Raw genomic sequence first — 21,516 nt, forward strand, 5'->3', positions numbered from 1 at the left:
AAGATGAAGCTAGTTGCGTTTTTGCATGGCTGTATGACTGATACTCAGAAGTTCTGGATAAATTTTTTGGAAATTTGTATCAAAATTATAGTATCGCTCAAAGGCAAGAAAAGCATTGGCAGAAAACTGATCGTACTTTTTTTCTATTTCCTGCAGTGCGCTGCCTATATGCGAGATAGCTTCGATAGCAATTCCACAGGGTATTTCGCCGAAAAGAGTATTGGCATTCCCAAGCGTATTGGTGATTATCGGTATGCCATGTGATAAGTAGCGAGCGACTTTCTCAGATGAAAAAATTATCCTTTTTTCATTTTCGCTCCAATTTCCATAAAACGCTAATCCGACAGAAGACGATGCTATCAAATCCTCAATCTCATTTTGGGGAAGAAAACCCTCGGAAATGATGATATTATCGATATGATATTTTTCTATGATCTTTTTTTCGCGTGATAAATTCGTATTATGGAAAAGGATCTTCCAATTTTGGGGAGTTTTCCGGGAGAGTTCAACGATATCCTCCTCTTTAAAAAAATGATTATTTCCGAAAGCCAAGCATATTTTCCCAGCTTTTTCCCCTCTGGCATTATTCTTTTCTACAGAAACAGGCAAGAATATATATTTTTTAACTTGAACTTTCTGTGATAAAAAGTCAGCTCTGCTTCTATCCTGTATCAAAACAGCAGATGCATGTTCCATGCTCATTAAAGATTTTTTTGAAATCGCGCCAAGTAACAACTCATAACTAAAATCTTCTTGATCAGAAATTTCTAGTGAATAATAGATGTACGGGCAGCCTGATTCTTGAGAAAATTTTTGCGCAATCAGTCCTCCACCACTATCAATACCGATACACAAATCATACTTATTGACGGGATGAAGGAATTTTGTTCTAGCTAGTAAAATCATATCAAAAAAAAAGCTGATAATTTTTCTGGAAAAAGGTAGCCTGCGATAGATGCGATGGAAAAATGTTGACAGAATCCGCAAGGAAGCAGAATCTATTTTTCTTTTATAAACTGTTACATTTTTATGAAATTCAAGAGTTTCGTACATGTCGATCATATCAATAAAGTATGCATCGATATGTATACCCTTTTTTGCAAGAGCATTTATGATTTGCTTCCCATGTATTTGCAGAAACCAGTGATAATGGATAATCGCTATACGCATAATAAATCGTATTGTTATAATTCCAACAGCATCCAGGCATTCCATGGCATGCCGGAGAGCATGTCATGGTCCAGCCACGCGCCTTCCGCCGCATGCGAAAAGCCTGCCTGCCTCGCCAGATAGTGCAATTCCGGCAAAAACCAGTAGCGCATGGCATGTACTTCGCGCAAGGACGACTCACGGCCCGTGGCCTTGTCCGTCAGCCGGATGTCGTAATGGACATCCACGACATCGTCGCTGATGCGATGTACGGGGCGGGCATGCCGTCGGACGAGCGTCCGCGCATCTTCCATGATGCGGTCACGCTCCGTCGGCGGATCGGTCAACACGCCCGGCCCGTACCAGAAATCAAAGAAAAAGCAGCCGCCCGGCTTCAGATGGCAACGGGCGGTCTCCAGCACGGCAAGGGCGTCTTCTTCCGTATTCTGGTAACTCATCACATGGAACAGACTGGTCACGGCGTCAAACCGCGCATCGAGCCGAACGGTCCGCGCATCGCCTTCCAGCAGGCGGGGCGGCGTCACGCCGGGCGGCAGATCCGGCGCGGCGGCCAGCGCCTGACGGCCCATTTCCAGCATGGTGGCGGACATGTCCACGCCGGTGACGCTGACGCCCCGGCGGGCCATCTCCAGCCCATGACGCCCCGTGCCGCAGCCCAGATCAAGCAGCGTGCGGGGCTCCCCCTGCCGGCGCACCAGACAGGAAAGGACGAAATCCGCTTCGCCCGCGTAGTCCTTGTCCTGATAAAGCACATCGTAATAGCGCGCATAATCGCCAAAAATAGTCATAAGGCCTCCTTTAGCGGGCAAAGGCGGCGATGACGTCGCAGACCCGGTCGATATCCGCTGCCCGCAGGTTGCTCCCGCTGGGCAGATAGAAGCCGTTGTCCGCCAGCCAGTCGGAAACGGGATAGTCCCCGCCGCAATCGCAGCCGAATTCCTTCAGCGCCGGCTGACGGTGCATCCCGTTGAAGAAAAGTCGGGTGTCAATACCGTGGTCTCGCAGATGGGCGATGAGCTCGTCCCGCGAATGTCCGTAGTCCGGCGTGATGACCAGCCCGTTCATCCAGTTGACACTTTCGCTGCCGGCTGTGTCCTCCTGGAGTAGCACACCGGGGATAGTACACAGGCGTTCCCGATACTGGCTGCCGTGTGCCTGCCGTAGTGCCTTATAGTCATCGGCCTTTTCGGTCTGGGCCAGACCGATGGCGGCATGAAGGTTGCTCATGCGGTAGTTATAGCCGATATCCGCATGCAGATAGGTGCGGGGGGCGTCCAGGGGGAAGCACATGTTTTTGAAATAGCGACAGGCGGCAGCCAGCTCGTCATCGTCGGTAACGACCATGCCGCCTTCGCCCGTAGTGATGTTCTTGTTGGCGAAGAAGCTGAATGCCGCGATACGCGATAGCGCTCCGGCTTTTTTTCCATGATAGATGGCTCCATGCGCTTCCGCGGCATCTTCCATCAGCCAGAGGCCATGTCGGTCGGCGATCCGCTGCAATGCGGTCATGTCACAGGGATTTCCAAAAATATGAACGGCCATGATCCCTTTTGTGGCAGAAGTGATCTTCTGTTCCACGGCCGAGACGTTCATATTCCATGTGGTAGCATCAGCATCCACGAAGACGGGCTTCGCACCGCAATAACAGACCGCCAGCGCCGAGGCTATCATGGTGAAGTCCGGAATGATGACTTCATCGCCCGGTCGCACTCCAAGGGCGCGTAAAGCTAAGTGCAGAGCTACAGTACCGTTACAGACGGCAATGCCATGCTTGAGGCCACAGTATTCAGCAAAGGCTTTTTCAAATGCTGTGACATAGCTCCCGGCGGAGGAAATCCAGCCGGTACAGACGGCATCGGTAATATATTTCAACTCATTACCGGCGAGCATGGGCTCGCAGACGGGGAGGAAGCGCGTCATGGCGGGTCTCCTATTTTTTGATATGCCTTGCGACATAGCGCGATATCTTGTGCAGCGTTGCCAGAATTCCTCCGCGTCTGAGGGAAGCGAGGGTCTCCTTGAGGAGGATCCGCATTTTCCGCGTCAACGTCTCCTTCATGTTCTGCCTGTACCACCGCTTCACCTCACGCAGCATGGCGCCATCCTCCGCGACGGGCTGGGGACGGACCGTCACCGGCGCGGCAGCGAGCTCCTGTTGCGTGTGCGTCGCGTTGTGCGAATGGGTGCCGCTGGCAAAACCGATATTCAGGACAAGCGAGCGGGACGGATACAGCGTGTACAGCCCGCGCAGGAAAAGGGTGGCCGTCCACATCATAAACCATGAATCGACCCTGCCGGCAACGGCGTCCTCAAGAATCTTCGTCGAGGGGCAGCAGCCGTCGAAATCGAAGGCGCGGGTCATCTTCCTGCGGCGCAGTTCGCGCAGCAGGGCCGCGCCGTCAGGGCTGTAGAGCCGCCAGCGATCCCTCCAGGTGGCCCAGCCCCAGCATTCGCCCCCGCGGAGAAAAAAGGTCTCTGGCGGGGCGGGGCAGCGGTGCTTGACGCAATAGCCGCTCACCGAGCCGACGTTCGGGACATCGGCGTAACAGTCAAGGGCATCGTTCATGTATTTCAGGAAATACGGGGAAGTGAGGATGTCATCTTCCACGACGATGATCCTGTCATGTGCTTCAAGGATGGCGGATATGCCGGCGATGAGACTTTTCTTGAGTCCCCGGTTCTCTTCACGCTCGATGACGGTCACCTCAGCAAAACCGCTGGCCGCACGGGCGATGCGCCTGACGGCGTCCGTTTTTTGGCGTTCCTCTTCGGTGCGCGGTCCGTCGCAAAAGATGGTGAGGGAGGATTGGTCCGCCAGCTCGTTTTCAGCGAGCGCCTGCAGGGTCCGTGCAAGATTATCGGCCCGGTTAAAGGCAAAGACAGCGATAGGCGCCGGCATGGTTTCCTCAGCAAAGGTTCTGGGGGGTGGTGTCGAACATGGCCGCATCATTCAGGAGGACGGCATAGCGATCCGCCGTGATGATGTGCGTGCAGGCGATCTTTTTCTTCCAGCCGTCAAAGATGGCTTGTTCCGCGGCCCTGTCGGTATCGTGCAGAAAGATGGCGAAAGAAGGCCCCAGATGGGGGGCGACAAAATCCAGCGCCGTCGCGCGACTTTCGGCTGTCGCCTCCGCCTTGCCGTCCACGATGACCATATCGACCGGAGCGTCGTCATGCTTTCCGTCTTCCAGGCGGGCGGGGCGGCACAGGAAGTGGACAGGCCCGAGCGTCTTGTCCGCGGCGCAGATGGCGGCGACCCGATCCTGCCAGTCCTGATTCTGGTCGATGGAATAGATCTGCACGTCAAGGGCATTTATCTTTGCCAGCCGGGCCATGAGGATGGTGCTGACGCCGGAGCCGAATTCCACGATGGTCCGGCGCTGCCTGATGCATATCTCATTGGCGATGTGGCAGAGGAACTCAGGGCCGGGCGCCCAGTTGGTGAAGGGGATATAGGCCCAGTTCTGCAGCAGCGGCGACAGGAAAAGAGAAAAGCGGGCAGCCAGCGTCTGCTGGGCAGTGTCTCTGCTGACGGCATTGTGGCAGCGCCGCAAAAATTTTTTCAGCATACGTTGTCCTCGCACTCAAACGAAAAGTCATGGCAAACCGAAGATTGCTGGGCGGAAGGGATGAAACCGGTGCCGTAATATGTACCCGGATGGACAGTGAAGGAATACTCACGGATCCAGTCCACGATCTCGGAGTTGCGACGCGCGCAGACGTTCAACAAGTAATCGCCGGGGATCAGAGGGAGTTTGGGGAAGGTGAAGCGCGTTTGCCGCCCGGTATTCTTTTCGGGAAAGGCCGCCGTACTGACCCAGATGACCGACCGGCTCAGCATGTCCGAAATGCGGACCTCCAGCGTCATCTTGCCGAACTCCTTGTCGCTCCCCATCTTGCCGGGGCGATAGACGAGCCGCAAGTGCATATCCTGGCCGGTCTCCACAGGCCGGATAATATCGTCCTTCATGCCAAAGATCTCAATATTTGTCAGGCAAAAGTCGCCATTGCCCACATGGAGCAGATGATCGAGCTCGTGGGACGCATGCAGGATGTCTTCCCGGTAGGCCGCAAGCGTCGACTGTATATCGCCGTCATGCCGCACCTGGCCGTTTGCAAGAAGGATCCCCCTGGTGCACAGCAGGGAGATGGATTCCATATTATGGCTGACAAAGAGCACCGTGCGGCCGTCCTTGCCGACCTGTTCCATCTTGCCAAGACATTTTTTCTGGAATTCCACATCGCCCACGGCCAGCACCTCGTCAACGATGAGGATCTCCGGCTCCAGATGCGCGGCCACGGCAAAGGCCAGGCGGACGTACATGCCCGAGGAGTAGCGCTTGACCGGCGTGTCCAGGAATTTTTCCACGCCGGCGAAGTCCACGATCTCATCGAACTTGCGGCGGATTTCCGCCCGGCTCATGCCGAGGATGGCGCCGTTGAGAAAGATGTTCTCGCGGCCGGTCAGCTCGGGATGGAAGCCCGTGCCTACTTCCAGCAGGCTGGCCACACGTCCGCGCAAAGTAATCTTGCCGGTGCTGGGCTCGGTGATGCGGGAAAGGAGCTTAAGCAACGTAGATTTGCCAGCACCGTTGCGGCCGATAATGCCGACTCTATCCCCCGGCATGATGTCGAAGCTGACATCCTTGAGAGCCCAGAATTCTTCCTTGTCCTGATGCTTACGCTGGAAGAGGCGCTGGGGCAGCTTGAATATCTCCTCGCGCAGCGCACGGTATCGACCTTGGCCTTCATGGCGGATAGTGTATTTTTTCCCCAGGCCTTCGACAGAGATGATGGGTTTCATAAGTATCTACCTAGATGACGTCAGCAAATGTGCGCTCTGTACGACGAAAAATTTTGATCCCTAACAGCAGGAAGGCAAGGGCACAGACAGTACTGATAAGCAACGCTCTTCCGGGGAAATCTGTGGTTCCCAAGATAGCCCAGCGGAAGCCGTCTATGACGCCGACCATAGGATTGCACTCATAAAGCAGATGCCATTTTTCCGGGACGATACTGGAGGAAAAACCGACTGGTGAAATATACAGACCAAACTGTGTAATAAAGGGGACAATGATGCGGAAATCCCGGTAGGTCACGTTGAGAGCGCAGAGGATAAGATCAGGCCCCAAGGCCACCAGGCCGGCCAGTAGCGTCAGGGGAAGTACCATCAGTACCTGGATAGGCGGCAGATACTGATACCAGCACATCATGCCACAGAGGAGGATAAAGGAGATGGCAAAATCAACGATGGCAACACCCAGTGTCGCCGTCGGGACGATGACACGCGGAAAGTAGACCTTGGAAACAAGATTGCTGTTTGCCACAAGACTGTTGGCTGTCGCCGCCAGTGAGGTGGCAAAGAGTTGCCAGGGCAGCATGGCAGCAAAAACCATCAGCGCATAAGGGGCTCCACCTTCGGCTGGCAGTTTGGCGATTTTGCTGAACACAATGGTAAATGCCGCCATGGTCAGCAATGGGCGGAGAACAGCCCAAAGAATGCCGACGACGGTCTGTTTGTATTGTACGGCCACATCTCTCCAGGTCAGGATGAGAAACAGCTCACGGTATCGCCAAAGATCTTTCCAGTACTGGCGTTCAGCGTGTCCGGCTTCAATGGTAAGTTCTTGCGACATGATTTATTCCGCAACAGATGTTAAAAAATCCGCATACGCCGCCCTCAGCCCGTCTTCCAGGCTGACACGCGGGCGCCAGCCCATGGCGAACAGGCGGCCGGAATCCATGAGCTTGCGCGGTGTGCCGTCCGGTTTGGAAGGATCGGTGAGGATCTGGCCTTCATAGCCTACCACACGTGCCACCAGGCGGGCGATGTCCATGATGGTCATCTCCTGCTGGCTGCCCACGTTCACATGTTCAAAATCAGAATAGTTTTCCAGAAGGAAGACACAGGCATCGGCCATGTCGTCCGCGTGCAGGAATTCCCGCAGGGGGGTGCCTGTTCCCCAGATGTTCACCTGGGAAAGTCCCCGTATCTTGGCCTCATGGAAGCGGCGGATCATGGCCGGGATCACGTGGCTATTTTCCGGGTGATAGTTGTCTCCCGTCCCATAAAGGTTCGTGGGCATGACGCTGATGGCGTCAAAGCCGTATTGCTTGCGGTAGGCTTGGCACATCTTGATGCCCGAGATCTTGGCCAGGGCATAGGCGTCATTGGTGGGTTCCAGGGCGCCGGTGAGCAAGTACTCCTCTTTGATGGGCTGCGGGCAGAGCTTGGGATAGATACAGGACGACCCCAAAAAGAGGAATTTTTTTACGCCGTTCTGCCAGGCACTATGGATAACGTTGTTCTGAATTTGGAGGTTTTCATAGATGAACTGGGCAGGATAGGTGGCATTGGCGTGGATGCCGCCTACCTTGGCAGCAGCCAGGATGACATAGTCCGGCTTCTCGGCCGCAAAAAAGTCGCGTACGGCCTGCTGCTCAGTCAGATCAAGTTCCGCATGGCTACGAACACACAGATTCTCATACCCCGCACGGTGCAGAGCGCGACAGATGGCGCTGCCTACCAAACCACGGTGCCCGGCTACAAAAAATTTACCGTCTTTCTGCAACATGATGTCCTCGATACGGCAAAAGGGCAGCCATATAGGTGGTGAAAGACGCCCTGATGCAGTGCAGGAGATTTCCTGCTATTCTTCGTGCTTGAAGCTGGTAAAACCGGCGTCCTCCACCACAGCATCACGCAGGGCCAACTCCAGATCGTACCGGGCCATTTCCTGCACCATCTCTTCAAAGGTGGTACGCGGTGCCCAGCCCAGCCTGGCTTGTGCCTTAGCCGGATCACCCAGCAGGGTCTCCACTTCGGTAGGACGGAAATAGCGCGGATCCACACGTACGATGGTGTCCCCTTCTTTGACACGGATCGTCAGTGCCTTGCCCCGGGCTGCCTGTGCGGCCTTGTCCGCATCGATAGCCTTTACGGTAGCGGTCTCATCCACGCCTTCTCCCTTCCACTCCAGGCTCAGGCCCAGTTCAGCGGCTGCGGCATTGACGAAATCCCGCACCGAGAACTGTCGGCCCGTGGCGATGACGAAATCATCAGGCTGTTCCTGCTGCAGCATGAGCCATTGCATCTCCACGTAGTCACGGGCATGGCCCCAGTCACGCTTGGCGTTCATGTTGCCCAGGTAGAGGCAGGAGGACAGCCCCAGCAGGATGCGCGCCAGAGCCCGCGTGATCTTGCGGGTCACGAAGGTCTCGCCGCGTACCGGGGATTCGTGGTTGAAGAGGATGCCGTTGCAGGCATACATGCCGTAGGCTTCGCGGTAATTGACCGTGATCCAGTAGGAGTAGAGCTTGGCGCAGGCATAGGGCGAACGGGGATAGAAAGGGGTCTTCTCCGTCTGCGGGATTTCCTGCACCTTGCCGAACAGCTCCGAAGTGGAGGCCTGATAGAAGCGGGTCTTTTTTTCCAGACCCAGCATGCGGATGGCTTCCAGAAGACGCAGGGTCCCCAGCGCATCCACATTGGCGGTGTACTCGGGAGACTCGAAGGAGACCTGCACATGGCTCTGGGCTGCCAGGTTGTAGACTTCGTCCGGCTGCACTTCCTGCATGATGCGGATCAGGTTGCCGGCGTCAGAAAGGTCCCCATAGTGCAGTACGAACTTGCGGCCTTTCTGGTGCGGTCCCTGATAAAGGTGGTCGATACGATCCGTATTGAACAGGGAAGAGCGGCGCTTGATGCCGTGGACTTCATAGCCCTTGTTCAGAAGGAATTCCGCCAGATAGGCGCCGTCCTGACCAGTGATGCCGGTGATGAGTGCTTTTTTCATACTGCTGTGCGTGTTAAAAATTAGGAGAAGATTATTCTTGGATGCGAAGCTGGTCGGCAGGGATGGCAGTGAAGCGTTCCTTGTCCTGCTCTCCGGCATAAGGTCCCTGTTTGACTTCGATCATTTCCGATGGCTCGAGCATGGAAAAACCGTGCCCCCCGTGGGCAAGCAGGACCACGTCCCCCGGCCGGAGGATGCGGCTTTCAAGATAGGCCCGGCTACCGGGTGCATAGATATCCATGCGTACTTTTCCTGACCGGACAAAAAGGACTTCTTGGGTCCACTCCACTGTACGGGGAACAGGATTATGATCATGGGGAAGTATTTCGTGTCCCTGCGGATGGTTCATGTAGCCAAGTTGCTGGGAAAAAGTTCCAGGAGTAAAGAACTGTATGCCATCAGCACGGTAATCAGCGGGAATGATGAGAGCCAATAGCTCGCCTTCGTGTCTGATGGAAACAATATCTGCCATGATACTTCCTTATTGGAGGGGAAAATATTCTTTGCGATAAATCTGGCCGGACAGGATGGGTTATGAACTATTTTAGACGGTATTCTGTACTGGATAGCATATGTCTGGGCAAAGAAAAAGGGGTCGCAGCTCATCACCGTAACCCCTGGTTTTCCTTGTGGTGGAGAAGAGGAGACTTGAACTCCCGACCCCCGCCTTGCGAAGGCGATGCTCTCCCAGCTGAGCTACTTCCCCACATGGACGCCACAACGCGGCGTAGCGAGGTATGTATGCCATTCGGAGGGCATGGTCAAGTTTTTTTTTGAAGGGCAGACTGGGCAGCTTGGAGGATAGAGCAAATTTTTTGTTTGTATGTCTAACTATCATCTATAAAGTTAGTGTATATTTTAAACTTAATTTATTTAAACTTGTAAAATGCATGAAATGATTTCTATTAAAAATTTATAAATATTTTTTACTTTTGGGGGGGTGATAACTTGATGCATGAGATGTATTTATGCCATTTTTCAACATTGCCCAACCATGAAGCTCGGCTATTGGGGCCATCCTTGTTAATGTCAGTAAAATATATATTATATATTTCTAGGTTATTGTTGATTTGTATTTTTTCGAAATATTCATTTTTACTTGTGATAATATTGATACTAATAAATTTATGTCCAGGAAAGATTCTCTCCATATGAATAAGAAAATCTTTTAGTGCTTCTTTTTCATATGCTCTATTTGTTACAAAACAGATTATCCTTGATATTTCTATATGATGTATTGTATTTTTAAATCTTTTTTCCATTTTATCTATAAAATTTTGATAAGTATAGTCAACAGAATATGCACGATCAAAATGATGTATTGAGAGCATGCCTGTATTTTTATCACGTACATGCCAGCATTTTCCTTTTTCTGTAGACTCTATTTCCCAATTTTTAAAAAAAAGATCAAATCCATTTTCAAAAAAATTTATAATTGTTTTTAGCTCATAGCACATCATCCAGTCAAAAGGGCTAGAAAATTTTCGCAGCCCAAGCTCTCGTAAGTAATGTGCAGGGCGACATGCAGGACCTAAACTGAGAACTAGATCTGCATTGATATGAGGTAAGCTGATAAAATGTCGTAGCACTTTATTTTTACAGAATACTATTTGATAATAGATAACATCATTGACCGCTTTACAAACTGCCTTGATAAATCCGATGAGGCCAAGTTGGCTATATTTAGATGCTAATTTATTGTATATTGTAATCATTTTTATTTCCTTGTCAGTTTTTAGCTATACAAAATAAATATTATAGATATTTTTTTAAAAAAACTACAATCGAAAATATATTTTATATTTAAATTTATATGGAATATTTATTGATTGTATAATATCATTAATTCTATTATTAATAATAAAATTAAATTATGCAGAAATAATCTATCCCTATAGTTAAAGAAAGTCCAGGAAAAGCAGCATGTTTTACTTTTTAATAAATACGTTGTCTGGCCGTAGTGTTAATATGTGCGCTCGGTGAGAGCCAGTATATACGCTATCCCCTGAAAAAAATCGGCCGGGCCGCCCCTGTGGGGGCTTGGCTACCGCGAAAAAAAACGCTATAGAAGCCCGCTGGTGTCACTATGAAGGAATATCGAGATCATTATTTTCTCAAGGCCAAGCGCGAGAATTATCCGGCCCGTTCCGTGTACAAGCTCAAGGAACTGGACGCGAAGTTCAAGCTCTTCCGCCAGGGGATGCGCGTTCTGGATCTGGGCGCGGCTCCGGGCTCGTGGTCGCTGGGTGCTGCCGAAAAGGTGGGCCAGCGCGGGCTCGTGCTGGGCTGCGACATCCAGACCACGGAGACCGCCTTTCCGCCGCAGGTCACCTTCATGCAGGAGGACGTGTTCAACCGTTCCGATGCCTTTGAAGCCCGCCTGCGCGAGATGGGACCGTTCGACGTGGTCATGAGCGATATGGCGCCCCGTACCACCGGGACCAAGTTCACGGACCAGGCCCGTTCGCTCGAGCTGGCCTGCGAGGCCCTGGAAGTGGCGCGCCTGCATCTCAAGCCCGGCGGCAGCTTCATCGTCAAGATTTTCATGGGGCCGGACATCCAGGAGATGCTCCAGCCCATGCGTCGCGCCTTCAAGGCCGTCAAATCCTTCAAGCCCAAGAGTTCCCGAGCCGAGAGCAAGGAGACCTTCTTCGTGGGCATGGGGTTCAAGGCCGAGGCGCGTCCTGCCGCACAGGATGCGGGCACGGACGGAGCCGCCGACACCGGACAGGAGCCCGGCGTCCTTTAAGGGCGTCCCATCCTCCGCTGTCCGGGCCGCTGCACCCGCGTGCGCGCCCGGAGAGGCCGGAAGCAGGCTCCCGCCGCCGGGATGTCCCGGTATCCTGGGCAGGGAACGGACGCGCCGCAAGGCCGTCTGTCTTTTTTCACCTTTTACATTCTCCGAGTTTTGGGAGGTTTTATGTCTGGGCACAGCAAATGGGCCAATATCCAGCACCGCAAGGGCCGTCAGGACGCCAAGCGCGGCAAGGTTTTCACCAAGGCCGCCAAGGAAATCATCATCGCTGCCAAGAACGGTGGCGATCCGGCGGGCAACCCTCGTCTGCGTGCCGCCATTGCCGCTGCCAAGGCCGTGAACCTGCCCAAGGACAAGATCGAAGCCGCCATCCGCAAGGGTACCGGTGAAGATGCGGGCGGCGATCTGACCGAATGCTTCTACGAAGGTTACGGTCCCGCCGGTATCGCCATCATGGTGGAAGTGGCCACCGACAACAAGAACCGCACCGTGGCTGAAGTGCGTCACCTGTTCACCAAGCACGGCGGCAGCCTGGGCACCGACGGCAGCGTGAGCTGGATGTTCGACCGCAAGGGCGTCATCACCGTGGACAAGGCCGCCTACACCGAAGACCAGATGATGGAAGTGGCCATGGAAGCCGGCGCCGATGACGTCATCGACGATGACGATGTCTGGACCCTCCAGACCGCCATGGCCGACTTTGCGGCCGTGCGCGACGCTCTGGAATCCGCCGGTGTGACCATGCAGTCCGCCGAACTGGCCATGGTGCCCCAGAACCTGGTGGCCGTGGACGCCGAAGCCGCCCAGAAGGTCATCCGTCTCATGGAAGCTCTGGACGATAACGACGACGTGCAGAACGTCTACGCCAACGCCGACTTCCCCGAAGACATGGATATGGACTAGTCAGGTACGCTCCCGCCCCTCCGGGCGGCAGATGTCCGTTTTTTGCCCGGCATTCCCTGAGTGCCGGGCTTTTTTTCTGTGTGGTGATCTATGGCAGACACTCCTCTTGTGGTCCTGGGGGTCGACCCCGGTTCCCAGCGTACGGGCTGGGGCATCATCGCGGAACAGTCCGGCGTGCTGCGTCTGGTGGATTGCGGTATCATCCGCACCACCTCCAGCGGCGAAAAGGAATTCTCCCAGCGGCTGGCTGTCATCTACCGGCAGCTGGCGGACGTGGTGGGTCGTTACCGGCCGCAGGAGGCCGCCATCGAACAGGTTTTCACGGCCAAGAACGCGGCCAGCGCCCTCAAGCTGGGCCAAGCCCGCGGTGTGGCCGTGGCCGCCTGCGCCGCCCACAGGGTGCCGGTGAGCGATTACGAGCCCACGCTGGTCAAAAAATCCGTGGTGGGCACCGGTCGCGCGGAAAAGGAACAGGTGGCCTTCATGGTGCGGCGCCTGCTCAACGTGCGTGGCGAGGGCTGGGCCTTGGACACCACGGACGCCTTGGCCGTGGCCATCTGCCATTTGACCATGCGCCGCCTGAAGCTGCTGGCCCGGCGCTGAGGCGCTGGAAGTAGTTTTTCAGGGGGAAGGAACCCTCTTTCACTAGCGCGAAAAGGGGGTTCCTTCCCCCAAGCCCCCATCCTCCCCCAAACGCGCTTTATCAGGCACGAAAAAAGACGCCGTTCGGCGTCTTTTTTCGTGCGATGGCCATGTCAGGTTCTCTGGTAGGTAGGCCGGAAGAATAGCGGACCTCCTATTTTTCGATATCCCCGCCCGCCAGCCAGCGACGGGGACCTGCCATACCGATCAAAAGAAAAGGTTTTGGAAGGGTGGGGGTGTGGGGGAGGGAGAACCTTTTCACCGAAAAGGTTTCCCTCCCCCGCATCTTCTCTTTATTCCACGATGGTGGCGCGCTTGATGATGACGGGCTGCATGGGCACGTCTTCGTAGTAGCCGCGGCTGCCGGTCTTGACGGCCGCGATTTGGTCCACCACGTCCTGGCCGCGGATGACCTTACCGAACACGGCGTAGCCCCAGCCCTGCGGGTCCTTGCTGCGGTGGTCGAGGAAGCTGTTGTCCTTGACGTTGATGAAGAACTGGGCCGTGGCCGAATGCGGGTCGGAGGTGCGGGCCATGGCGATGGTGTACTTGCGGTTGCGCAGGCCGTTGTCGGCTTCGTTCTTGATGGGGGCGCGGGTGGTCTTTTCGCGCAGGCTGGCGGTCATGCCGCCGCCCTGGATCATGAAGTCCTTGATGACGCGGTGGAAGATGGTGCCGTCATACTGGCCGGCCTTGACGTATTCCAGAAAGTTGGCCGTGGTCATGGGAGCCTTGCGGGCATCCAGACGCACGAGGATGTCGCCCATGCTGGTCTCCAGTTTGACGACGGGGTCCGGGCCCTGGGCGCGGATGCCCTGAGGGGCGGCCAGCAGGGCGCAGGCCAGCAGCAGGACGGGCAGCAGACGGGTGAAGAGAGTGAATTTCTTCATGAAGGATTCTCCTTGATGATCTGTGGCACCATGCCGGTGCCACAGGCGCACGGTAGCATGTGCCGGGGGGAGCGGCAAGGGAAGGGGAGGCCTGGAGGCCGCAGGCAGAAAAGGCTTCAGGTGGGAAGCCCCTCTGCGATAGGAGAAGGCCGGGCGGCAGGAAACGCCAGGCCTGGACGGAGCTCGTGCGGCAGGAACGGGACGCGGCCGTCATCCTGCCCGCCGGCGGCTTTTGCCGACCCCGAAGGGGAGCGTGCCTTCCTTCCCGGGATCACCGGACCATGACCGGCGGCCTGACCCGGCCGGGACTTGCTTTTGCGCGCCATATCCCTATATGTTAAGCAAGGAATGAAAGTACGGCCGTGCATGCCGCACGGCCAAATCCCGGAGGAAAAATATGACTGCTCGTACCATTGCGCAAAGCGCTGTGAGCGCCGTTTCCATCTATATGCGCCAGGTCTACATGTGGATGACCGCCGGTCTGGCCATCACGGCCGTGACGGCCTTTGCCGTGGCGTCCAGCCCCGACTTGCAGATGGCTATCCTGGGCAATATGGTGATCATGATCGCCCTCATCGTGGCCCAGTTCGGCATGGTCATCGCCCTGGGCGCCGCCATCCACAAAATGTCGGCCACCACGGCTACGGCGGTGTTCATCGCCTATTCGGCCCTGACCGGCCTGACCCTGTCCAGCATCTTCGTGGTCTATCCCATCGGTTCCATCGCCAATGCCTTCCTGACGGCCACGGGCACCTTCCTGGCCATGTCGGTGTACGGCACGGTGACCAAGCGTGACCTGACCGGCATGGGCAACTTCCTGATGATGGGCCTGTTCGGCATCATCATCGCGTCCATCGTCAACATCTTCCTGGCCAGCAGCATGATGGACTTCGTCATCAGCTGCATCGGCGTGCTGATCTTCACCGGCCTCACCGCCTATGACACCCAGAAGCTGCGCGCCTTCGGAATGAACGCGCCTGTGGACGACGCCACGGCCATGCGCCGCGGTGCCCTGCTGGGCGCCCTGGAACTGTATCTGGACTTCATCAACCTGTTCCTGATGCTGCTGCGTCTGTTCGGCGGCAACCGCGACTAGCGGGCAGGGCTTTTACACGCCCTCCTTCCCCGCCCGCATATGAGGGGAAAGAGGGAAGATCCCGCGTCCTGTATCGGCGGGAAAGCTGCAGTAGCAGAAGGGGCGCAGGATGGATGGCCGCATGTGGAGCGGCTACTCCGATGATATGACAGAGGGGCGGAAGGGTGACCTTCCGCCCCTCTTGCGTCTGTCGGCTTTGACAAGCGGGCCCGGGGCCCGTATGCAGGACGGACGGACATTTTGTGCAAACATCGTCGCCCTGTGCGGCGTACAAGGATCTATGAGCAAGAAAAACAACTACTTCGATCTTCCGGCCGGTCTTGATGACGCCGAGTTGCTGGAGATCTTCCATGAACAGAACCGTCCTCTGCGCCTGGATGCCCTGCTGCGGGTCACGGGCCTGCCGCGTGCGGCCCGCAAGATACTGGAAGACCAGCTCTATGCCCTGGCTGACGAAGGCCGGCTGGTGCGCCTGCAGGGCGGGCTCTGGGCCCGTGCCGACGGTCTGCGCCAGGTGCGCGGTCGCTATATGGCCCTGCGCAGCGGCGCGGGCGGTTTCGTGACGCCCCTGGGCGACAACGGGCAGGTGACCGGCCCGGACATCTTCATCCATCCCCTGCAGGCGGGTGATGCCTGGCATCAGGACATGGTGCGTGTGGCCCTGTCGCCGCGTTCGCACGCCCGCGGCAAGAGCCAGGAAGGCCGCATCGTGGAAGTACTGGAACGCGGCTGCCGTGAGGTGCCCGTGCACGTGATCCATGTGACCGGACGCCGCGCCCTGTGCCGTCCGGCGGACAGCCGCATGCCCTTCGATGTCAGCGTGGAGCTGCCCGGGGACATGGAGCGCCCCTCCGGCGGTTCGTTGCTGCTGGTGGCGCCGGAAAAGCGCCTGGCTGCCGACCTCTGGCAGGCCCGTCTGCTGCAGGCCGTGGGCCGGGAAGATGACATCGCCGTGCAGGAGGATCTGGTCAAACTTAACCACGAGGTACCGCGGGAGTTTCCGCCCCGGGTCCAGGCCGAGGCCGACGCCCTGCCGTCCGCGCCCCGGCATGCCGACATGGCCGGTCGCGAGGACGTGCGAGCCCTGCCGCTGGTGACCATCGACGGCGCCGATGCCCGCGACTTCGACGATGCCGTGCAGGTGGAGGCCCGTCCCGGCGGGGGCTGGCTCCTGCGTGTGGCCATCGCCGACGTGAGCCATTATGTGCGCCCGCGTTCGGCGCTGGATGCCGAAGCCCTGGCGCGCGGCAATTCCTGGTATTTCCCCACGTCGGTGGAGCCCATGCTGCCGCCCGCCCTGTGCGACGGCCTGTGCAGTCTGCGCCCTGACGAAGACCGGCTGGCCATGCTGGCCGAGATCCCCTTTTCCGCCACCGGGCAGCCGGGCAGGCCGCGCTTCGCGGCGGTGGTCATGCGTTCGGCGGCCCGCCTGACCTACGATCAGGTCAAGGCCTGCCTGCTGGACAGGGACGAACAGGCCCGTGCCGCGCTGGCCGCCGGACCGCGCGGGCAGGAAGTGCTGGACATGCTGGAGACGGCTTTCGGACTGTACCGTTGCCTGCGCGAGGCCCGGCAGCGCCGGGGCAGCCTGGATTTCGACCTGCCGGAACCGGAATACAGCTTTGACGACAAGGGCCGCCTGCTGCGCGTGTCCCGCCGTGTGCGTCACGACGCCCACCGCCTTATCGAGGAATTCATGATCGCGGCCAACGAGGCCGTGGCCCGCCATCTGGGCGGCCTGAAAGCCGACGGCAGTCTGGATGGGGCCCCGAAGGAGCCCTTCCTCTACCGCGTGCATCCCCAGCCCGATCCCGAGCGGCTGGAGAGCCTGTTCGATTCCCTGGAAGCCATCGACCCCGAACTGGTGCCCGTGAAGCCCGCGGCCTCGGCACTGCAGGGCATCCTGCGGGACGTGCAGGGCTCGGACAGGGAGTTCCTGGTGGGACGTCTGTGCCTGCGGGCCATGCCCCAGGCCCGCTACCAGCCGGAGAACGAAGGGCACTTTGGTCTGGCGTCCCGTGCGTACTGCCACTTCACCTCGCCCATCCGCCGTTATGCCGACCTGCTGGTGCACCGGGCGCTCAAGGCCAGCCTGGGCCTGTACAGCGGCGCCCTGCCTGCCGGGCAAAAGCTGCTGCGCGTGGCCGACCAGCTCAACCGCCGCGAGCGGGACGCCCTGGACTGCGAGCGCGAGATGGCCCGGCGTCTGGCCTGCATGGCCCTTGAGGGCCGCGTGGGCGAGCGCTTCCGGGGCGTGGTGGCCGGTGTCAACGATTTCGGCCTGTTCGTGGAACTGAGTGAGATGCCCGTGGAGGGCATGATCCGCGTGGAGGATCTGGGCGACGACTGGTACGACTTCGATGCCCGCCGCCAGTGTCTGGTGGGGCAGCGCTCGGGCCTGTGCTGGAGCATGGGCCAGTCCCTTGAGGTGGTGCTGGCCGAAGTGCACAGCGGCCGTCTGGAGATCCGCCTGCTGCCCACGGAGCTGGGCGTGGCGGCCCGCCGCGGCGGACGTGTGTCGCGCGGACGGCAGGGGCGGCCGGGCAAGGCTCCGGCCCGTCATGCCAAACTGCCGCATCAGCGCCGGGGTCGTGACCGCGACGGGCAGCGTCCCGTGCGCGGCAAAGGACAGGCCCGCCGTGATGGAGGGCGCGGGGCACGCCGTCCCGCAGGACGGGGGAGGCGCGGATGAGCTTTTTCTCGCAAAAACAGCGCATGGGCGCGGCGGCCCTGATCCTGGCCGCCAGCACCATCCTGTCCCGCCTCATGGGACTGGTGCGTGACAAGGTCATCTCCTGGCAGTTCGGCGCGGGCAGTGAAGCGGACATGTACTTCGCGGCTTTCGTAGTGCCGGACATCATCAACCATCTGCTGGCCGGGGGCATCATGGCCATCACCATCATCCCCCTGCTGTCCCGGCGCTTCCAGGAGGACGAGGACGACGGCTGGCGCTTTTTCTCCTGCATCTTCTGCTGGATGGTGGTGGCCTCGCTGCTGGTGACGGGAGCGGGCATGCTGGGCGCCGAGGAGCTGGCCCGCATCACGGCCCCGGGCTTCGATGCCGCCCAGACGGCACGGCTGGCCTTTTTCATGCGCATCATCCTGCCCGCGCAGGTCTTCTTCCTCTGCGGGGCCTGTGTCACGGCCCTGCTCTACATGCGGCGGCAGTTCCGCGTGCCCGCGCTGGCGCCCCTGATCTACAACGGCTGTATCATCGCGGGCGGCCTGCTGCTGCCCTGGCTGACGCAGGGCATGGATCTGCCTGCCGAATGGGAACTGGGCGGCATGACGGGCTATTGCGTGGGCGTGACCGTGGGGGCCGGTCTGGGGGCCTTTTTGCTGCCCTTCCGGGTGGCCGCCGCCGGGGGGCTGCGCCTGTCGCTGGTCTTCCGGCATCCGCTGCTCAAGCGCTTTTTGATCATGGCCCTGCCCCTGATGCTGGGGCAGACCGTCATCTTTCTGGATGAGCAGTTCATGCGCGTATTCGGCTCGCTGGTGGGCGACGGCGCCGTGAGCCTGCTCAACTATGCCCGGCGCATCATGCAGGTGCCGGTGGGGCTCATGGGGCAGGCGGCCGCCGTGGCTTCCTATCCCTTCCTGGTCTCCCTGCTGACCAATGGCGAGAAAGAACGCTTCGACCAGACCCTGAGCGCGGCCCTGCGGGCCAGCGTGGGCCTCATCATCCCCTGCGCCCTCTGGATGGGCGTAGCCGCCCAGCCCATCATGGGCGTCATCTTCCAGGGCGGCCGCTTCGGTCTGGCCGAGACCGTGGCCAGCACGCCCCTGTTGCAGATCATGCTGGCCGCCACGCCGCTGTGGATTCTGTACATGGTGCTGGTGCGCGCCTTCTATGCCGACGGCGATACCCTGACCCCGGCCACCACGGGCACGGTCATGACCTTGCTGGCATTGCCGGTCTATTACTGGTGGGCCGTGCCTCTGGGCGCGTGGGCCATCGCTCTGACCTCGGCGGTGAGCGTCAGCGCCTATGTGCTCTGGCTGGTGGCCATCTGGGCACGACGGCAGGGCACGGGCGCCTTCGCGGGCCTGCTTTCCCTGTCCGGCAGGGCCCTGTTGTGTTCCCTGCCTGCCGGGGCGGCCTCCTGGGCGGTCCAGTACGGGCTGGACAGCCTGCAAGCCTCCGGGACGCTGGCCTTGCCCGCCGTGGCCCATGCCTGTTTGGCCTGTGCTGCCAGCGGTCTGGCCTTTGCCGTGATCTTCCTGCCCTTGAGCTACAGGCTGGCACCCGGCATACTGGAACCAGTCTGGCGGCGGCTGCGGCGCGGCCGCCCGCAGGGACAGGCCTAAGGAAGACGACGAGACAGCGATCGTCCACGCCCTGACTTGGGACGGCGGCCTGTCGCTCACAAAAGGCCGTGCCCCGGACAAGACGTTGTGAGCTATGCCGGAGCCCTGTGGCTGCCTGCAAGGCTTTTCCATCATCATCGAGGAGACGAAGATGCAAAAAATACTGCTGACAGGCCTGCTGATCCTGTTGCTGGCCGTTCCTGCGCTGGCCGCGGAAAAGGAAGTGGCCGGTGTCTTTTTCCCTCTGCCTGAGGGCTGGAGCGTCGTGGAGGAAAACACGGCCGGGGCGACGTCCACCTTGCTGCTCCAGCAGGAAGACCGCCGGACGGCCATCGCTGTGATGGTGGCCGCCGATGCGGGCCTTGCCCCCGCCCAGATCGCGGCGGAGCTGGCCTCCGTGACCGGAGCCACGGCCGATCCTGTGGAGCGGGAGGGGCAGTACAGCTTTCCTATCAAGAAAGACGGTCAGGATGGCGTCTGTTTTCTGGCGCAGTCCAACGGGCGTTTCATCCTGGTCAGCGTGCTGGGCGAGCTGCCCCCGGCCGTGCCCCTGTTGGAAGGCATGCGCTGCCCGGCTGATCCCGGCCTTGTGCTGCGCTGATTTTTCCTGCCTTGAAAATGGAAAACGTCCCTGTGCTGCCACAGGGACGTTTTTTATGGTCTGTTGCCGGAGCGGGGCGCTTCAAGACGGAACAGGCAGTCTGCCATCCTCCCGGTCATCCGGACTAAAACAGTTCCTGCACCAGCGCACCGGCCAGCACGCGGCCCTGTTCGTCGTAAATGGCGGCCACCTGCCCGGGGGCGCTGGGGAATTGCGGTTCCGCCAGCGTGATGCGCAGGCCGTCGTCCGTGATCTCCACCCGGGCGGGGGTGGGCCGCTGGCGATGGCGCAGGCGAGCCAGCAAGGTGTCCGGCCACTGTTCGGGCGGGCAGAGCAGGTTGGCGGGGCCGGTGAGGCAGCCGTGCATGCCCAGACGGGCTCTGCCGCCCACCACGAGGGTATTGTCCTCTTCCTGTTTGCGCAGCACGTAGAGGGGCTCGCTGTGGGCGATGCCCAGGCCCCGGCGCTGGCCTTCGGTATAGCGCCACAGGCCTTCATGCCGGGCCAGCGGGCGCAGCATGGGGCGGCCGTCGCTGCCGGCCTCTTCCAGCAGGACGGGACCGCTGCCGGGCAGGGACAGACCTTCCGCCTGCCAGCGCCGTTCCAGGAAGGCCCGGTAGGCGTCCTCTCCGGCGGGGATGAAGCATATCTCCTGGCTTTCCTGCGGTACGGGCACTGCCAGCCCCGCGTCCTTCACCTGGGCGATGCTGGCGGCCTTGTCCTGCCGGGCAAGGGGAAACACGGCCCGGCGCAGGCGCTCCAGCGGCACGAGGGAAAGGAAGTAGCTCTGGTCCTTGGCCAGGTCGTCCGCCGCGGCCAGCATGGGCCCGGCAGGGCCGTCCAGCAGGCGGGCGTAATGGCCGGTGGCGATGCGGTCCGCGCCCAGGCTCAGGGCGGCGTCCAGCAGGGCCCCGAACTTGATGCCCCGGTTGCAGAGCGCACAGGGATTGGGCGTCCGGCCCCGGGCATAGGCCCGCACGAAGGGCGTGACGACCTCCCTGTCGAAGACCGCGCGCATGTCGGCCACATGCAGGGGGATGCCCAGCTGTCCGCAGGCTGTTTGCAGGCCTGCCACCGCCTGACGGCTGGCAGGGGGCAGGGGCGTGGCCAGGGCCTCTTCTGCCGTAAGCAGGCGGGGGCCATCAGGGGCCGGGTGCACGCCCGAGGAGGCGGCATCGGGCAGGAAGAGCCCGTGCAGGGCCAGAACGTCGTGTCCCTGTTCGCGCAGGCGCAGGAGGGCGCAGAGGCTGTCCACGCCGCCGCTGACGGCAACGGCCAGTTGTGTCATCAAAAAGTCTCCTTGGCGTCCGGCCGGGCCGGAGGGAAGATGCGAAAACAGCCCGCCAGAAAAGCTG

General features: G+C 58.9%; 20 protein-coding genes and 1 tRNA gene. 7 read left to right on the forward strand and 14 right to left on the reverse strand.

Annotated elements, in window-relative coordinates; genetic code table 11:
* Positions 1-9: 9 nt before the first annotated feature.
* The 12 genes from ACQRBR_RS09500 to ACQRBR_RS09555 all read right to left on the reverse strand — a co-directional run bounded on the left by ACQRBR_RS09500 (position 10) and on the right by ACQRBR_RS09555 (position 10,681).
* The gene (locus ACQRBR_RS09500) at positions 10-1,170 is read right to left on the reverse strand and encodes a hypothetical protein (protein ID WP_289616421.1); all 1,161 of its coding nucleotides are present in this window, start codon (positions 1,168-1,170) and stop codon (positions 10-12) included.
* A 14-nt stretch (positions 1,171-1,184) separates the two neighbouring features.
* On the reverse strand, positions 1,185-1,958 hold the full coding sequence (locus ACQRBR_RS09505) for a class I SAM-dependent DNA methyltransferase (RefSeq protein WP_289616420.1): 774 nt from the start codon (positions 1,956-1,958) through the stop codon (positions 1,185-1,187).
* Between the two features lie 10 nt (positions 1,959-1,968).
* Positions 1,969-3,090, reverse strand: a complete 1,122-nt coding sequence (locus ACQRBR_RS09510; protein ID WP_427812858.1) for a DegT/DnrJ/EryC1/StrS family aminotransferase — start codon at positions 3,088-3,090, stop codon at positions 1,969-1,971.
* 10 nt (positions 3,091-3,100) lie between these two features.
* The gene (locus ACQRBR_RS09515; protein ID WP_289616418.1) at positions 3,101-4,069 is read right to left on the reverse strand and encodes a glycosyltransferase; all 969 of its coding nucleotides are present in this window, start codon (positions 4,067-4,069) and stop codon (positions 3,101-3,103) included.
* A 7-nt stretch (positions 4,070-4,076) separates the two neighbouring features.
* Positions 4,077-4,739, reverse strand: a complete 663-nt coding sequence (locus ACQRBR_RS09520) for a class I SAM-dependent methyltransferase (RefSeq protein WP_289616417.1) — start codon at positions 4,737-4,739, stop codon at positions 4,077-4,079.
* A complete protein-coding gene (locus ACQRBR_RS09525; RefSeq protein ID WP_427812859.1) occupies positions 4,733-5,974 on the reverse strand; it encodes an ABC transporter ATP-binding protein in 1,242 nt (413 codons plus the stop codon). The genes ACQRBR_RS09520 and ACQRBR_RS09525 overlap by 7 nt, the downstream gene beginning before the upstream one ends.
* Before the next feature lie 10 nt (positions 5,975-5,984).
* Complete coding sequence (locus tag ACQRBR_RS09530) at positions 5,985-6,806, reverse strand: ABC transporter permease (RefSeq protein WP_427812860.1); 822 nt, start codon at positions 6,804-6,806, stop codon at positions 5,985-5,987.
* 3 nt (positions 6,807-6,809) lie between these two features.
* A complete protein-coding gene (fcl, locus tag ACQRBR_RS09535; protein WP_427812861.1) occupies positions 6,810-7,745 on the reverse strand; it encodes a GDP-L-fucose synthase in 936 nt (311 codons plus the stop codon).
* A gap of 75 nt (positions 7,746-7,820) precedes the next feature.
* A complete protein-coding gene (gene gmd / locus ACQRBR_RS09540; protein WP_303880671.1) occupies positions 7,821-8,966 on the reverse strand; it encodes a GDP-mannose 4,6-dehydratase in 1,146 nt (381 codons plus the stop codon).
* 31 nt (positions 8,967-8,997) lie between these two features.
* A complete protein-coding gene (locus ACQRBR_RS09545; protein WP_303899400.1) occupies positions 8,998-9,438 on the reverse strand; it encodes a hypothetical protein in 441 nt (146 codons plus the stop codon).
* Positions 9,439-9,596: 158 nt separating this feature from the next.
* Positions 9,597-9,672: transfer RNA gene (locus tag ACQRBR_RS09550), tRNA-Ala, on the reverse strand.
* A 220-nt stretch (positions 9,673-9,892) separates the two neighbouring features.
* Positions 9,893-10,681, reverse strand: coding sequence for a DUF1796 family putative cysteine peptidase (locus tag ACQRBR_RS09555; RefSeq protein WP_427812862.1), 789 nt, complete (start codon positions 10,679-10,681; stop codon positions 9,893-9,895).
* A gap of 371 nt (positions 10,682-11,052) precedes the next feature.
* Here ACQRBR_RS09555 and ACQRBR_RS09560 point away from each other — a divergent pair, with 371 nt between their 5' ends.
* The 3 genes from ACQRBR_RS09560 to ruvC all read left to right on the forward strand — a co-directional run bounded on the left by ACQRBR_RS09560 (position 11,053) and on the right by ruvC (position 13,227).
* Positions 11,053-11,715: an RlmE family RNA methyltransferase gene (locus ACQRBR_RS09560; protein WP_289616411.1), complete on the forward strand. Its 663-nt coding sequence runs from the start codon at positions 11,053-11,055 to the stop codon at positions 11,713-11,715.
* 171 nt (positions 11,716-11,886) lie between these two features.
* A complete protein-coding gene (locus tag ACQRBR_RS09565; protein WP_303880669.1) occupies positions 11,887-12,624 on the forward strand; it encodes a YebC/PmpR family DNA-binding transcriptional regulator in 738 nt (245 codons plus the stop codon).
* A 90-nt stretch (positions 12,625-12,714) separates the two neighbouring features.
* Positions 12,715-13,227, forward strand: a complete 513-nt coding sequence (gene ruvC, locus ACQRBR_RS09570) for a crossover junction endodeoxyribonuclease RuvC (protein ID WP_006009195.1) — start codon at positions 12,715-12,717, stop codon at positions 13,225-13,227.
* A 332-nt stretch (positions 13,228-13,559) separates the two neighbouring features.
* Here ruvC and ACQRBR_RS09575 read toward each other — a convergent pair whose 3' ends face one another.
* The gene (locus tag ACQRBR_RS09575; RefSeq protein WP_278337567.1) at positions 13,560-14,156 is read right to left on the reverse strand and encodes a peptidylprolyl isomerase; all 597 of its coding nucleotides are present in this window, start codon (positions 14,154-14,156) and stop codon (positions 13,560-13,562) included.
* Between the two features lie 397 nt (positions 14,157-14,553).
* Between ACQRBR_RS09575 and ACQRBR_RS09580 the strand changes: the two genes are divergently transcribed.
* The 4 genes from ACQRBR_RS09580 (at position 14,554) to ACQRBR_RS09595 (ending at position 20,161) form a co-directional block, all read left to right on the forward strand.
* Positions 14,554-15,252, forward strand: a complete 699-nt coding sequence (locus tag ACQRBR_RS09580; RefSeq protein ID WP_204626197.1) for a Bax inhibitor-1/YccA family protein — start codon at positions 14,554-14,556, stop codon at positions 15,250-15,252.
* 280 nt (positions 15,253-15,532) lie between these two features.
* Complete coding sequence (rnr, locus tag ACQRBR_RS09585; RefSeq protein WP_427812863.1) at positions 15,533-17,944, forward strand: ribonuclease R; 2,412 nt, start codon at positions 15,533-15,535, stop codon at positions 17,942-17,944.
* Positions 17,941-19,560: a murein biosynthesis integral membrane protein MurJ gene (murJ, locus tag ACQRBR_RS09590; protein ID WP_427812864.1), complete on the forward strand. Its 1,620-nt coding sequence runs from the start codon at positions 17,941-17,943 to the stop codon at positions 19,558-19,560. Before rnr ends, murJ begins: the two co-directional genes overlap by 4 nt.
* Before the next feature lie 151 nt (positions 19,561-19,711).
* On the forward strand, positions 19,712-20,161 hold the full coding sequence (locus ACQRBR_RS09595; RefSeq protein WP_303880871.1) for a hypothetical protein: 450 nt from the start codon (positions 19,712-19,714) through the stop codon (positions 20,159-20,161).
* A 124-nt stretch (positions 20,162-20,285) separates the two neighbouring features.
* Here the strand turns inward: ACQRBR_RS09595 and ACQRBR_RS09600 are convergent, their stop codons facing one another.
* A complete protein-coding gene (locus ACQRBR_RS09600; RefSeq protein WP_427812865.1) occupies positions 20,286-21,449 on the reverse strand; it encodes a tRNA-specific 2-thiouridylase in 1,164 nt (387 codons plus the stop codon).
* Between the last annotated feature and the right edge of the window lie 67 nt (positions 21,450-21,516).

Source organism: Desulfovibrio sp. SGI.133 (assembly GCF_050313955.1).
GTDB lineage: Bacteria > Desulfobacterota > Desulfovibrionia > Desulfovibrionales > Desulfovibrionaceae > Desulfovibrio.